General features: G+C 44.8%; 12 protein-coding genes. 11 read left to right on the top strand and 1 reads right to left on the bottom strand.

All coding sequences use genetic code 11. The features are described from left to right. Positions 1–14: 14 nt before the first annotated feature. From gabT to ACF8OV_RS05735, 6 genes are all read left to right on the top strand, one after another. Positions 15–1286 carry a 4-aminobutyrate--2-oxoglutarate transaminase gene (gabT, locus tag ACF8OV_RS05760; RefSeq protein ID WP_025522863.1) on the top strand — a complete coding sequence of 424 codons (1272 nt, stop codon included), beginning with the start codon at positions 15–17 and terminating at the stop codon, positions 1284–1286. 263 nt (positions 1287–1549) lie between these two features. Continuing rightward, entirely contained in the window at positions 1550–2566 is a 1017-nt protein-coding gene (locus ACF8OV_RS05755; protein ID WP_203502637.1) for a manganese-dependent inorganic pyrophosphatase, read from the top strand. Positions 2567–2918: 352 nt separating this feature from the next. After that, on the top strand, positions 2919–4427 hold the full coding sequence (locus ACF8OV_RS05750) for an EAL domain-containing protein (RefSeq protein ID WP_140169748.1): 1509 nt from the start codon (positions 2919–2921) through the stop codon (positions 4425–4427). 557 nt (positions 4428–4984) lie between these two features. Continuing rightward, positions 4985–7150 carry an Ig-like domain-containing protein gene (locus ACF8OV_RS05745; RefSeq protein WP_258496069.1) on the top strand — a complete coding sequence of 722 codons (2166 nt, stop codon included), beginning with the start codon at positions 4985–4987 and terminating at the stop codon, positions 7148–7150. A gap of 131 nt (positions 7151–7281) precedes the next feature. Beyond that, positions 7282–7923, top strand: a complete 642-nt coding sequence (locus ACF8OV_RS05740; protein ID WP_140372677.1) for an alanyl-tRNA editing protein — start codon at positions 7282–7284, stop codon at positions 7921–7923. Between the two features lie 134 nt (positions 7924–8057). Continuing rightward, on the top strand, positions 8058–8885 hold the full coding sequence (locus ACF8OV_RS05735; protein WP_025540620.1) for a helix-turn-helix transcriptional regulator: 828 nt from the start codon (positions 8058–8060) through the stop codon (positions 8883–8885). A gap of 59 nt (positions 8886–8944) precedes the next feature. Here the strand turns inward: ACF8OV_RS05735 and ACF8OV_RS05730 are convergent, their stop codons facing one another. Then, positions 8945–9832, bottom strand: a complete 888-nt coding sequence (locus tag ACF8OV_RS05730) for a DMT family transporter (protein WP_317676156.1) — start codon at positions 9830–9832, stop codon at positions 8945–8947. 120 nt (positions 9833–9952) lie between these two features. Here ACF8OV_RS05730 and ACF8OV_RS05725 point away from each other — a divergent pair, with 120 nt between their 5' ends. The 5 genes from ACF8OV_RS05725 to ACF8OV_RS05705 all read left to right on the top strand — a co-directional run bounded on the left by ACF8OV_RS05725 (position 9953) and on the right by ACF8OV_RS05705 (position 12530). After that, positions 9953–10435: a MarR family winged helix-turn-helix transcriptional regulator gene (locus tag ACF8OV_RS05725; protein ID WP_005464470.1), complete on the top strand. Its 483-nt coding sequence runs from the start codon at positions 9953–9955 to the stop codon at positions 10433–10435. Between the two features lie 33 nt (positions 10436–10468). Then, on the top strand, positions 10469–10822 hold the full coding sequence (locus ACF8OV_RS05720) for an MmcQ/YjbR family DNA-binding protein (protein WP_258496068.1): 354 nt from the start codon (positions 10469–10471) through the stop codon (positions 10820–10822). A 124-nt stretch (positions 10823–10946) separates the two neighbouring features. Then, entirely contained in the window at positions 10947–11381 is a 435-nt protein-coding gene (locus ACF8OV_RS05715) for a DUF962 domain-containing protein (protein ID WP_025542533.1), read from the top strand. Positions 11382–11468: 87 nt separating this feature from the next. Then, positions 11469–12014, top strand: a complete 546-nt coding sequence (cyaB, locus tag ACF8OV_RS05710) for a class IV adenylate cyclase (protein WP_053805755.1) — start codon at positions 11469–11471, stop codon at positions 12012–12014. Between the two features lie 183 nt (positions 12015–12197). Next, positions 12198–12530: a hypothetical protein gene (locus tag ACF8OV_RS05705; protein WP_005464576.1), complete on the top strand. Its 333-nt coding sequence runs from the start codon at positions 12198–12200 to the stop codon at positions 12528–12530. Positions 12531–12603: the final 73 nt, after the last annotated feature.

Raw genomic sequence — 12603 nt, 5'->3', positions numbered from 1 at the left:
TTAAGGACAAGACAATGACAAACCAACAACTACACGCAAGAAGAAGCCAAGTTATCGCTCAAGGCATGGGCGCACTGTACCCGCTTTACGTCGAGAAAGCTGAAAACGCTTACGTATGGGATATCGAAGGCAACAAATACATCGACTTTGCAGCGGGCATCGCAGTAACCAATACCGGGCATTCTCACAAACGTATCAGTGAAGCGGTAAAAGCTCAGTTGGATAACTTCTCGCACACGTGTGCGATGGTTACGCCGTATGCGTCATTCGTTGAGCTGGCAGAAAAGCTGACAGAACTTGCACCAGGTGAGACTAAGAAGAAAGCGATCTTTCTAACCACTGGCGCCGAGGCGGTCGAAAACGCAGTGAAAGTAGCGCGCGCTCATACGGGTCGTAGCGGCGTGATAGCATTTAAAGGCGGCTTTCACGGTCGTACTAACATGACGATGGGGTTAACTGGTAAAGTTGCGCCGTACAAAGCGGGCTTTGGTCCTTTCCCGAACGAAATCTACCACGCGCCGTACCCAAATGCGTTCCACGGCATCAGTGTGGAGCAAAGCTTACAAGCGATCGACGATCTATTTGCTTGCGATATCGAACCTTCACGCGTTGCGGCGATCATCTTCGAGCCAGTGCAAGGTGAGGGCGGCTTCTACAAAGCACCGGAAGCGTTTGCACAAGGCTTGCGTCAGCTGTGTGATAAGCACGGTATCATGCTGATTGCCGATGAAATCCAAACAGGGTTTGCTCGTACCGGTAAAATGTTTGCCACAGAATACCTAGGCATTGAACCAGACCTAATGACAATGGCGAAAGGCATTGCTGGTGGCTTCCCAATCTCAGCGGTAGTTGGGAAAGCGGATGTGATGGACTCTGCACTGCCTGGTGGTTTAGGTGGCACTTATGCGGGCTCGCCACTTGGCTGTGTTGCTGGTCTTGAAGTACTGAAAATCATCGAAGAAGAAGACTTGTGTGCTAAAGCAATGGGCATCGGTGAAGTGGTCAATGCTCGTATGACGAAACTGCAACAGTCAGTGCCTGCTATCGGTGAAATCCGTACTACAGGTGCGATGATGGCGATTGAATTTACTGATCCAGAATCAGGCAAACCACTGCAAGAGATGACCAAAGCGGTGATTTCTAAAGCGCAAGAAAACGGCCTTATCCTGCTTTCTTGTGGAGTAAAAGCGAACGTGATTCGTCTGTTGCCGCCGCTGACCATTGAGCCTGAAGTGCTTAGTGAAGGCTTAGATAAGTTGGAAAAAGTGATTCTTGAAGTGGCGTAATTCACGCGCTTTTAAATAGAAATAACAAGTAAAGGAAACGATTGGCACCAATCGTTTCCTTTTTGTTTTTGGAAAATCGTCCTTCGCTTGTCTAAATGTCCTGTTTAAGTTGTAAGCGGAATCGATAAAAAAGTGTGTATCGACTCGAAAAACGTTTGCGATTCCAAGAATATCGGGTGAATTGGCAACTCGAAAAAATTACATTTGAATCAATGGTCTATGCAGTACCAATAGTAACTTACCACTCACCATTAAGGACTCAAATGAAACGTTCACTACTTGGATTAACCATGATTGCCTCTTTCAGCTGTTTGGCTGAGGGCGCTTTGGATCTCACCACGCTTTCAAACAATAATACCGACAACCTTGTATGGGTTGGACATTTGAGCCCAGACACCGATAGTGCCGTTTCCGTTATCCTTGCGTCACACATCTACGGCGGAGAAGCAGTGCTAACTGGCGAAGCGAACCCAGAAAGTAAGTTTGTGTTTGAATTTTGTGGCATGGACGCGCCAAAAGTGAAGGTGGATTTCTCTTCTCACCACATTGGTTTGGTGGATTTCAACCAATCGACTCAACTTGCAAAATCGGTTGATCCAACTTCCATCGTGGCAATCATCGACCACCACGCGATGGGCAGTTCGCCAATCAGCATGCCGCAAATCGTCACGATGGACATTCGTGCTTGGGGTTCTGCAGCAACAATTCTTACGGCAAATGCCGAGAAGTTAAACGTAAAACTGCCTAAGAATATTGCGTGTGCAGGTTTAGGGGCTATTTTGTCGGACACGGTTGTGTTCCAATCTTCGACTACCACTGAATATGACAAACAGTACGCGCAAAAGCTGGCGGACATTGCAGGCATCAAAGACATCAAAGGTTTTGGTGAACAAATGTTGTTGGCGAAATCGGATCTGAGCCATTTCTCAGCAGAGACGATTTTGACGATGGACTACAAAAACTTTGAATTCGCAGGTAAAAAGGTAGGCATCGGCGTAGCTGAAACGCTCAACGCGCAGCAGTTGATTGACCGCAAACAGGACTTCAACGAAGCCATTCAAGCGTATAAGAAAGCTCAGAATCTTGATTACTTGTTCTTCTCGATCACAGATACCAAGCACAAACGTGCAAACATGCTTTGGGCGGATGATGCAGATAAGAAAGTGCTATCAAAAGCCTTTGATGTGAAAATTGACAATGACATGTTGGTATTGGATGGCGTGACGTCTCGCAAGCGTCAAATTGGTCCTGCAATTCAACAAGCGATTGAATCACTCTAGTGACTAAGCCACACTGAAAATAATCAAAAAACCACCGTTAAAGGTGGTTTTTTCGTTTTTGGCAAGACAGAGTTGGAAATTTAGATTCCACGTAAAAGAGCAGAAGAAAACAGTCTCCCGCTTGCGATAAGCCATTGCGTATATAATAAAGGTCAATTGCTATCATTCTTAGCTCATAATCTCATGCGAGAGAGTTGTAAAAGCCAATGTGCAGCAGTAGTCTCAGCAAATAATTGCCGCTCAATCACTTATTCTTTGCGATTGAGAGTCCATCCCCACTTTTCCACTTATTAAAGTGAGATAGTGAACCTGCTTACTGAAAATTGTTCGTGGCAGAACATTAGGAGGAGTTTTGGCTAATAAGACAATAAGAAATGCCATCTTAATAGGGCTAGTCCCCATCATTATTTTTGCTGTCGCTTTTAATGCCTTGTCAAATTTATATGTTGGGCATATCAAAGAGGCGAAAATCGAAACATTTGTTGAATACTTAAATCAAAGATCCACGTTTTTAGAGAGTGCCATTACCAAGCAGATCGCCCAGCTCGACTTCAACTGTCAATCTGATGATATGAAAGTGCTGCGTGATCCTCGCTACTACAACCGCTACATTCGGTTTATTGGCATGACCACGGAAGATGGCGACTCGTGCTCAAGCGTAGGGATGCCTGTCTCCAAAGTTACGTCATCTGAACGGGTTCAATTAGATACCAACTTCTATATTTCCTTGATTTTGCCGGAATACAAAGACCAAGCAGAATGGATGGTAATTTATGACAATCAGCACGTTGAGGTGTTTTGGGTTCTCGATAACAGTTGGGTAAAACAGCTTATTGCTGAGCCGTGTGAAGAGTGCTTATTCGTAAAATTTGAATATCACGAACCTATGTTTGGTGACCTTTCAATCAGTCGCGGCATGCCAAACATTATTGATGAAGACAATGCGCTATCGAGCGAGTTTTTCTTCTCTGACGAATCTCAGGCCAACATGCTCATCAAGATTTACAGTGGTGAAGCCTTGGCTGCGTACGCGAATCAGCGTCTTTTCGTGTGGGGTGTGCCTGCTACTTTGATTCTTGGGATTGTGTTTGCGCTGTTTTATATCTCAAGTAAAAGCCTAAGAAAGTCTATCAAAGGGCTGATTCAAAACGGTATCAATAACGGCGAATTTATCCCTTACTATCAAGCTATTGTGGATAGCAGAGATGGCCAAACTGTAGGTTATGAAGCGTTGGTGCGTTGGTCAAGACGCGATGGTTTGGTGCCACCTAATATGTTTATTGGCGCCGCAGAAGAGAGCGGATTGATTGTTCCGATGACGAACCAGATGATTCGCAAAATCATCCAAGATCTTGAGTCACTGCCTGAGTCGATTTGGGTGAGTGTCAATATTGTCTCTTCTCATCTAGAAACCGGTTCGTTAACCAAACTTCTGGCAGATTTGAATTGGCCGTGTGCAAACCGAATTCATTTTGAGCTAACAGAAAGAATTCCGGTTAAAGACGTAGAAGCCGCGAAAAAAGAGATTCTCTACCTCACCAACAAAGGTTACAAGTTCAAAATTGATGACTTTGGAACAGGTTATGGTGGCTTTTCTTACTTGCAGGACTTGGGTATTCGCTGCTTGAAAGTGGACAAAATGTTCGTTGATCCAATTGGCTCAGACGACCAAAAACTCAAAGTGTTGGATTCTATTGTGTCTGCGGCGATGAAAGCGGAATGTGAAATGATTGCTGAAGGTGTAGAAAACAGAAAGCAGATTGAGTATTTGGCTACGCACAATATCTACTTGATCCAAGGTTATGTGTACGCAAAGCCAGAGCCAATCGAGAATATTGCTGAACCAAATCCGGAGGCGTAACTTCTGTTCGTTGATTTTAAAGGTGTCCAATGTGGCACCTTTTTTCTTGCCTATTGTTTACCAGAAAATAGGGAAGTCATTAAAAGTGACTCCCAACTTTAAATCGAAAACTTGAGCTGATTTTTATATCACGATGAGACGATTTTGATATTTGGCATATTGTCGAATTGAGCACTTCCCATTACATTTTTTTGCCATCTCATAGATGGTCGTCGAAGTAAATAAACAGAATGTAATTTCTAAATTTATGTATTGTGAGAATCACGATGAGTGAACATGAGTTCGTGTGCTCGTTTGACGAGCAATTAGCGATGGCCAAAAGTGAATTAATTTCAGCAATTACCCGTTATCGAGAAAACATCTTGATGAGAGATACTAAAAACATAGCTGAGTTGGAGGTTGAATTAGAGAAAAAGTTTCATACATACGAAGCGCTAACCAGTCAGCGGTATTGCTGAGTTGTTTGTATTCATAATTTGAATTTTTAATGTCGTCTAATAATAAAAGTTTGAATGTTTGACTCTATGATAAGCAAAAATACTTTTAATAAGATCGCAATGCTATTACTCGTCTCGAGTCTGTTTGGTTGTAATAGCGACAGTGGAAGCAGCACTAGCCAACCACCAATGAGCTTGCCAGAAGAAGTATTACCTGACGAGCCAGAAATTGAAGCACCAATACCGGAACTGCCAGTGCCTGAGTTTCCTGATGTTTCCAAACCGGAAGTTCCTGAAACGCCAGAGGTGACGCCGCCGGAGCTTTCTGATCCCGTTATTCCCGAGCCGCCAGTACCAGACAAAGTGGTGTCTCGTATTGCGCTAAACCAAAGCCGTGTGTCGCTTGCAGAGGGTGAGCTGACGCAGGTGAAAGTCATCGGCTTTTATAACGATAGCACTCAAGACGACCTTACATCACAAGTTGTTTGGAACGTTGAAAATGCTGACATTGTTAACATCGACGAACGCGGTGTGATTACAGCGCTTAAAACAGGTGTTTCGGTCATTCGCGCAGACCTAGATGAGTTCAGTAGCGAAATGACCGTACAGGTTGTGGACGCGAAGTTGACCAACATTTACTTCGATCTGCCACATAAGGCGATTGCCAAAGGGCTAAGCTTTCAAGCGAAAGCTTACGGTGAATATACTGACAAACAAACCCGTGATATTAGCCATCTCGTAGAGTGGGATTCCACAGATTGTAGCGTTGTCATGCCAGGCACAAATGGCATTTTCACCGCACAAGATGAGGGTGACGCGGATATCTATGCCGAGCTTGATGGCTTAACCAGTACGCATGGTTCTATTACTGTCACGCCTGCGGTATTAGTGAGTATGGACATTTCGTCAACCGCACTGGAAATGCCATTGGGCACACATAAGTCTTTGGTGGTCATGGGAACGTTGAGCGATGGTGAACAAGTCGACCTCACCCGAGGTATCATTTGGCACGTCGATAACGATGTGGTTGAGATTGTCGACAACGTTGTGAAAGCCAAACATAAAGGAACAGCGTTGGTGACGGCTGCGTTAGATGGTGTGCAAAGCGAACCAATACAAGTGCAGGTAACCGATGCAATCCTAACAAATATTGAAGTGACAACGAATGCGTCGAGCGTGGCAAAAGGCAACTCGACCCTGCTGTCTGCACAAGGAGTCTATAGCGATGAAAGCCGCGTTGAGTTGACCGAACAGGTTGCTTGGTGGGTTGATAATCAAGATGTCCTACAACTAGAAGGCGATCGCGTTAAAGGTCTTGCGGTAGGGCAGGCAATGGTTTACGCCACCAAAGATGCGATCACCAGTGCACCATTGCAAATTCAAGTAACGAATGCGGTGTTAGAAAAAATCCATGTTCATCCTAGTGAAATCACTCTAGAGAAAAAGAACGTCCAGCGATTTTATGCCTACGGTGAATATAGCGATGAAACCACTCAGGATGTAACGCATCGAGTGACATGGCGAAGCAGTAATAAAGCGGTTTTAGATTTGATTGCTGGTGGACTCTCAAATAGTGCTCAGCTTGGTTCGGTCACCATTTCAGCTTCCTTTGGGGAGTTAAAAGGCATCTCTGAGGTCAAGGTTGTAGAGGCGGAAGAAAAAGAGTCTGCCATCTCTATTTGCCCACAACCTCGTTCAGGAGAAGGAAGCGCGGAAGCGTGTTTGATGGTAGCGAGTGATGAAGATGGTCGCCTATTTACCGCACCACCATCAGTGAAGCTCATGAACAAACTAGGCTATGAGCTTGTTAAACCTTTGAGCTACGACGCGACAAAACCAAAAACTTACGTTGGCATCAAAACGGAAGACGGTACACGCGGCCCTGTGGGTGACTTTGCGATGTTCAACCAATACGGACGTGATCGCGCAGGCTTAACCAGCCAATACGCAAACTGGTGTCATGATTTGTCTGTAAGAAACTTTGCTGGCCGTGACAATTGGCGTCGTGCCACTCGCAATGAGTTGTTTAGCTTGTATCGTGCATCACGAGGCAGTGTTTGGGACGGGACTGAAAGCATCTATGAAGAAGACAAAGATGGCGGAGGTTTTGGTTGGCCAGCGAATTCGGAATATTGGTCTACTTCGCTAATGGATTTACCGCATCATGAGGGCGTCGTGTATGACATCATTAACCTGCATCGAGGTCGAGCGCAGTTGGTGATGGATGCTCGAGACCCGGCTTATGCTTCCTGCGTGTCTGACGCGCCTGGCGTTCCTCTTAAGTAATTGAAAGTTAGTGAAAGTAAGTGAATAGGCTCCTTCGGGAGCTTATTTTTTATCTCATCAGCATCGCTTAACTTCACTTATTAGCCGCGTAGCATCGATGTACGTCAATATTATGTGCAAAGGAAGGCCATATGACCGTCAAGGTATTTTGGAAAAACCCTTACCAAACAGAACTCACCTCCACGGTAACTCGAATTTCGGACAAAGAAGTCGAGTTATCCCACACTATTTTTTATGCTGAATCCGGCGGACAAGAGAGCGATGCAGGTACGATCGACGGGATTCCTGTCGTCGGTGCAATTAAGTCTGGCTCACGCATTGTTTACACTCTAGAACGTCAACCCACGTTTCGAGTTGGCGACCAAGTGATCACTCAAATTGACTGGCAAAGGCGTTATGCGTTGATGAAGCTCCACTTTGCGGCGGAAGTTATACTTGAACTGTTCACGCAAAAATTTGCAAACATTCAGAAGGTTGGCGCACATATCTCCGCAGATAAAAGCCGAATTGATTTTGAATGGCCTGAAAGCATCACGCCACTGCTGGCGGAGTTTCAACAACGAGCTCAGGCAGTTATCGATTCGGACGCTGAGATTGAGAGCGCATTCTCTGGCGAAGGCCAAGAAAGGCGCTATTGGAAAGTGGAAGGCTTCGCTCAAGTGCCTTGCGGTGGTACACACCTTAAGCGCACCTCTGAAGTCGGCCGCATTGCCTTAAAACGTAAAAACGTTGGTAAAGGAAAAGAAAGAGTCGAAATTACTCTGGTTAGCTAACCGATTTCAGCGTTCAGTATTTCTGAACGCTGATTAAAAAAATTCAAATTGACTCTCTGACTGCGAGAACTAACATTCACGCACTTTGTTCATATCGTTTCAAGATAGCGTTGACACTCATTTTGGAAATGTAAATGAAGGCTTTGATTGAGGTTCTTGACGGGCAGGTGCAACACTGTCCGATAAATCAAAAGTTTGATATTAGCTCGACGGATTTTTACATTGTCTTAAACCATAACTGTGCTTTGGAGTTATGTGATTCTAAAGGCATTAAACAGTTTATCGAACCACCTTGTTTGGTCGCTATTGGCGCGGATTTCAAAGGGCAAATCGCCATCAATTCGTTCGTAGAAAATGCCAATATTTCGGGTTTCAGACTGGCAGCGTGTTTCATTGAAAAACTCAATCAACAGTTGAACTTCCGCGAGCTTTGCGATGGCGTGTTCTCGGGGAATGTGGCGGTGAGTTTCACTTTACGTCCGGGAATCGTGGATATTTACTCAGCATTAAAAGCAATGGTGAAAAAGGGCTGTGGTAACCGTTCAAATGATGAATTGCTCGATATCAACAGCATGCTTTTGTATTTGTTGATGCACTTTGAGCAGAGCGCCAGTCAGGCAGAAACTCGTTCATATTCTTCGTTGTCTTCACGTATTCGCGCGCTGATTTCTAAAGATCTAACGAAGCCGTGGACGCTCAAAGAAATTGCGAAACTGGTTTACATGAGTGAGTCGACGGTAAAAAGAAAGTTGAACAAGGAAGGGACGACGTTTACTGACGTGCTGCAGGCTGCACGACTAGATACAGCACAAAAAATGGTGTGCAATAGCGATGCGAGTGTCAGTGCAATAGCTGAGCTATGTGGTTTTAAGCATGCCTCTTATTTTGGTGCCTGTTTCAGAAAAGAATATGGTGTCACACCGCTTGCTTATCGAAAACAAGCCCAGCTCAGAGCGAATTGAATAACAAAACGCCCGATACAGAATCGGGCGTTCTCTTGAATATGATGGGGGATGATTACTTAAACCGTTATTACTTCTTTTCTTGCGCGCAACGACGTTAAAATTTGAGGCAGTAAAGACATCACAATCATGCCCACCATCAAGCTGTATTGGAGTGGAGTAAAGTTTTCACCCAACAGCAATAACCCAGAGACGATCCCTGCAATCGGGTTGGCAATGCCACCAAACGTAAAGTCGACCACAGACATGCGTTGCAACAACCACACATACATGCCGTAGCCTAGCGCGGTGTTGAGCACAATGACCCACAGCAGCCCGAGTGTGTTGGTCATATCGATATTCTGTAAGGCATGCACATAAGGCTGCGGATTGATGGTAGCTAACACAGCCGCGGCGATAGACAGCAATACACCACCCAAAATCAACTGCCACGTGAGTACCGTCCACCAATGCATTTTTGTGCCGAGTGATTTGGTTACGCTACTGCCAATCACGATGCACATGATGGCCGCCAGCATCGCCCCTAAACCGATAGGGTTCAGCGAGATTGAGCTTGGATCGAACAAGAACCACGCTAACGCAATCAACACTGCGCCGCTAATACCTTGTATTGCGCTAGGCTGACGTTTGTAAACCGCCCAACCAAACAGCATGGCAAAGACGGGGACTGAAATCATGCCGACACCGGAAATTGCAGAAGGTAGGGTCAACGCCATCACAAAAATGAGGCCAAAGAAGAAGGCGATGTTAATCGTGCCCAATACCAATAACACTTTCCATTCGTGCTTTTTAGGCAGCGAAGGTTTGATTGCCAGTAGTAGCAGTCCGGCTGGCAGTGCCCGCAGTGCTCCCAGCAACACAGGCGGCCAGTCTGGAAGAGTGAACTGCGTAACGGCATAAGTTGTGCCCCAGAAAAATGCGGGGATCATTGCGAGTAATATGTTCATGTAAAATATCTTTACGTTGAGATAATTAATTGTAAAGGTACGCGCTAGATTGCTTTTTGTAAAGTATCTTTATGTTAAAATAAATCGTCAGACCGAATTCGTATTGGAGAAAGAAAACTCGTGGACGCAATTGATAGAGTAGTAACGCAGTGGGCGAAGGAAAAACCAGATCTTGATACCGAACCAATGGCTATCATGGGTAGGCTAATGCGCATTGCTAAGCATATGGAGTGTCGAGTCGCTGATCTGCACAAACAATATGACCTGAAAATGGGCGAATTTGATGTGTTAGCCACGCTGCGCCGTGCCGGAGCGCCTTACCGTCTCACCCCATCAGAGTTGATTGCGTCGATGATGCTCACGTCCGGAGCGATGACCAACCGCTTAGACAAGCTAGAAAAGAAAGGCTTTATTGCCAGAGAGCACAGTAAAGAAGACCGACGCAGTGTTACTGTTGAGCTAACGACTGAAGGCTTGGCATTGATTGAGTCGTTGATCCAAGAGCATGTGGATGTACAACATAGTTTGATTAGTGGATTGTCGGCGGATGAAAAGTCACAAGTGAATCAGGCGTTAAAGTTACTACTGCCTCAATTTGAATAGCGAATCTCGTCGCAAAAAAGCTAAGGAATGAGCATGAATATCAAAGAATTGGAATCGTATTTAGAGACATTTATGTGCGCCGAAAGTGACTTCCCCTTTGGCCCTGACGCGCTTGTGTTCAAAGTAAAAGGCAAAATGTTCGCGATAATCGCGGAGCGTGGTGGTCGAGAATACGTCAGTGTTAAAGTGAAACCGGAAGATGGAGAAGTGCTAACGTCCCAGTTTACCGACATCACACCGGGCTACCACCTTAACAAACGCCATTGGGTCACAGTGTATTTCAATGGTGATGCCGAAGATGGTCTCATTCAAGACTTGTGCGAGTGCTCCTACGATTTGGTTGTAGCGAAACTGCCTAAAGCGCAACGTACATTGCTTGGACACTGAAGCCAAATAGTATTTCAGGAAAGCGTTTAGGCAATAACGAAAACCATCAATTGCTCGCTGAAAAACTCGCACCTTTTTTGAGCTCGGACTATATAAAAAGAAGTTGCGTAAAAAGGGAAGTGATATGCGAGCACTATCTGACTGGTTAGAAGCCTACGGTGAAAGCCATCAAAACCCAATTAATCAAAAAATTCACAAAATTGCCGTACCGGGTATTTATCTTTCTGTGGTTGGGCTTATTTGGTCCATTCCTCAACTTTCAATCTTAGGTTTTCAGCTCAACTGGGTTTGGTTCGCTGTTATTCCGGTTTGGGTCTTTTATTTCCGTTTATCTCTCAGTGTGTTCATGATGATGCTCGGTTACACGTTAGCGTGCATTGGTTTGATTTGGTCGTTGGAGATTCTAGATCTACCCGTCTTACACATTTCTATGCTGCTGTTTGGCGCTTTGTGGATTCTTCAGTTCATAGGGCACAAAATCGAGGGCAAAAAGCCATCCTTTTTTGAGGACCTACAGTTCCTATTAATCGGCCCAATCTGGGTGTTTCGAAAGCACTAAATACGCAAGCTGAGTGTGTTGCCACAACACGATTAAGATTTTGAGTGTAGTATTCGGCTCCTTTCGAAGTTTATGTAGTAGAGGCGAGTGGTGAGTGACGCGCATTTCCAAGGGCAGTTTGAAGTCGAGTTAAAGTATCGAGTAAAAAATCTTGATGCATTTTTAAACACGCTCAAACAGATTGAGCATGAAGTCATGTTCGAAAACAACCAAGAGTCAGATTGGTTTTACGATACCCCACAACGCACGATGACTCAGCAGGGCAAGAGTTTAGTGCTCAGAGAAATTCAGCCTGCCGGTATCAAACTGTGGATTGTAAAAGGGCCAGAGGCTGACCGTTGTGAAGCAACAAATATCACTAAGTTAGATTCTGCTCAAAGTATGCTCGAAAACATGGGCTACGAAGTGATTCAACGCAGCAAGAAAATCAGAAGTATCTTCTTTGTCGGCGAGTTCCATATCACCTTAGATTTTCTCGATGGTTTTGGTCACTTTGCGGAGTTCGCTATTATGACCGACGACGAAACTGCATTGGCTCGCTATCGCGAGCGGTTAGTCGCACTTGCGCAGCAGTTTCATCTGAGCGACGCGGATAGAGAGCATCGCTCATACAAAGAGATTTTATCAGCATAGTCGCTATTTCTTTCCTTTCTAAAACGCGAAGCGAATTCTTCTCAAAACACAATGTCATTTTTGTGTTCTTCTCATTGGTTTGACAGGCAACTCCTAGTAAACAGCACTATGATTACCATAGTGCTGATGCACTGAACCCACACTATTACTTAATGAGTGACGCTGTCACTTTGTGGAGGAGTAATGTATAACCGAGAACATAAGTATGTTTATTGGCGAGAGGAGAGAAAGAAAGGAAAATGGCACTACATCATGAAATCGTTTTTTATGATTTGTTGTGCGTTGTTGGTGGGTAAAATTATCGGTTTGTTCATCTTTGGAGAGCTTCACACTTTTCAGGACGTGACGGAGCAGTTTCCGGCAGATTTCTTCATCATGATGTTAGTTGGTTTCCCGATTAGTGTTGTGGGTTGGTATCACGAAGAGTCCAAGTTCTTCCGTGCTCTAAAACGTAAAGATAAGCAGCTAAAGATGAAGCGAGAAAAAGCAAAGCAAAACAATTCATCAGTGAGTTAATTTCATTTTGTGCGATGGCGCAACTTCCTGTTTTTTCGTGCAGTAATCCGCAAGGTTTCTATGATTTTTTGCA

This window comes from Vibrio sp. GLN_1 (assembly GCF_043106015.1).
In the GTDB taxonomy this organism is placed as follows: Bacteria; Pseudomonadota; Gammaproteobacteria; order Enterobacterales; family Vibrionaceae; genus Vibrio; species Vibrio parahaemolyticus.
The sequence above is the reverse complement of the archived record's forward strand: the minus strand, read 5'-3'. Positions and strand labels throughout refer to the sequence as shown.

Excerpts from the sequence above, each read along its gene's own strand:
- gabT (WP_025522863.1), top strand. The coding sequence starts at position 15 with ATGACAAACCAACAACTACACGCAAGAAGAAGCCAAGTTATCGCTCAA.
- ACF8OV_RS05730 (WP_317676156.1), bottom strand. The coding sequence starts at position 9,832 with ATGAACATATTACTCGCAATGATCCCCGCATTTTTCTGGGGCACAACT.
- ACF8OV_RS05745 (WP_258496069.1), top strand. The coding sequence starts at position 4,985 with ATGCTATTACTCGTCTCGAGTCTGTTTGGTTGTAATAGCGACAGTGGA.
- ACF8OV_RS05735 (WP_025540620.1), top strand. The coding sequence starts at position 8,058 with ATGAAGGCTTTGATTGAGGTTCTTGACGGGCAGGTGCAACACTGTCCG.
- ACF8OV_RS05740 (WP_140372677.1), top strand. The coding sequence starts at position 7,282 with ATGACCGTCAAGGTATTTTGGAAAAACCCTTACCAAACAGAACTCACC.
- ACF8OV_RS05720 (WP_258496068.1), top strand. The coding sequence starts at position 10,469 with ATGAATATCAAAGAATTGGAATCGTATTTAGAGACATTTATGTGCGCC.
- ACF8OV_RS05705 (WP_005464576.1), top strand. The coding sequence starts at position 12,198 with ATGTATAACCGAGAACATAAGTATGTTTATTGGCGAGAGGAGAGAAAG.
- ACF8OV_RS05715 (WP_025542533.1), top strand. The coding sequence starts at position 10,947 with ATGCGAGCACTATCTGACTGGTTAGAAGCCTACGGTGAAAGCCATCAA.
- ACF8OV_RS05755 (WP_203502637.1), top strand. The coding sequence starts at position 1,550 with ATGAAACGTTCACTACTTGGATTAACCATGATTGCCTCTTTCAGCTGT.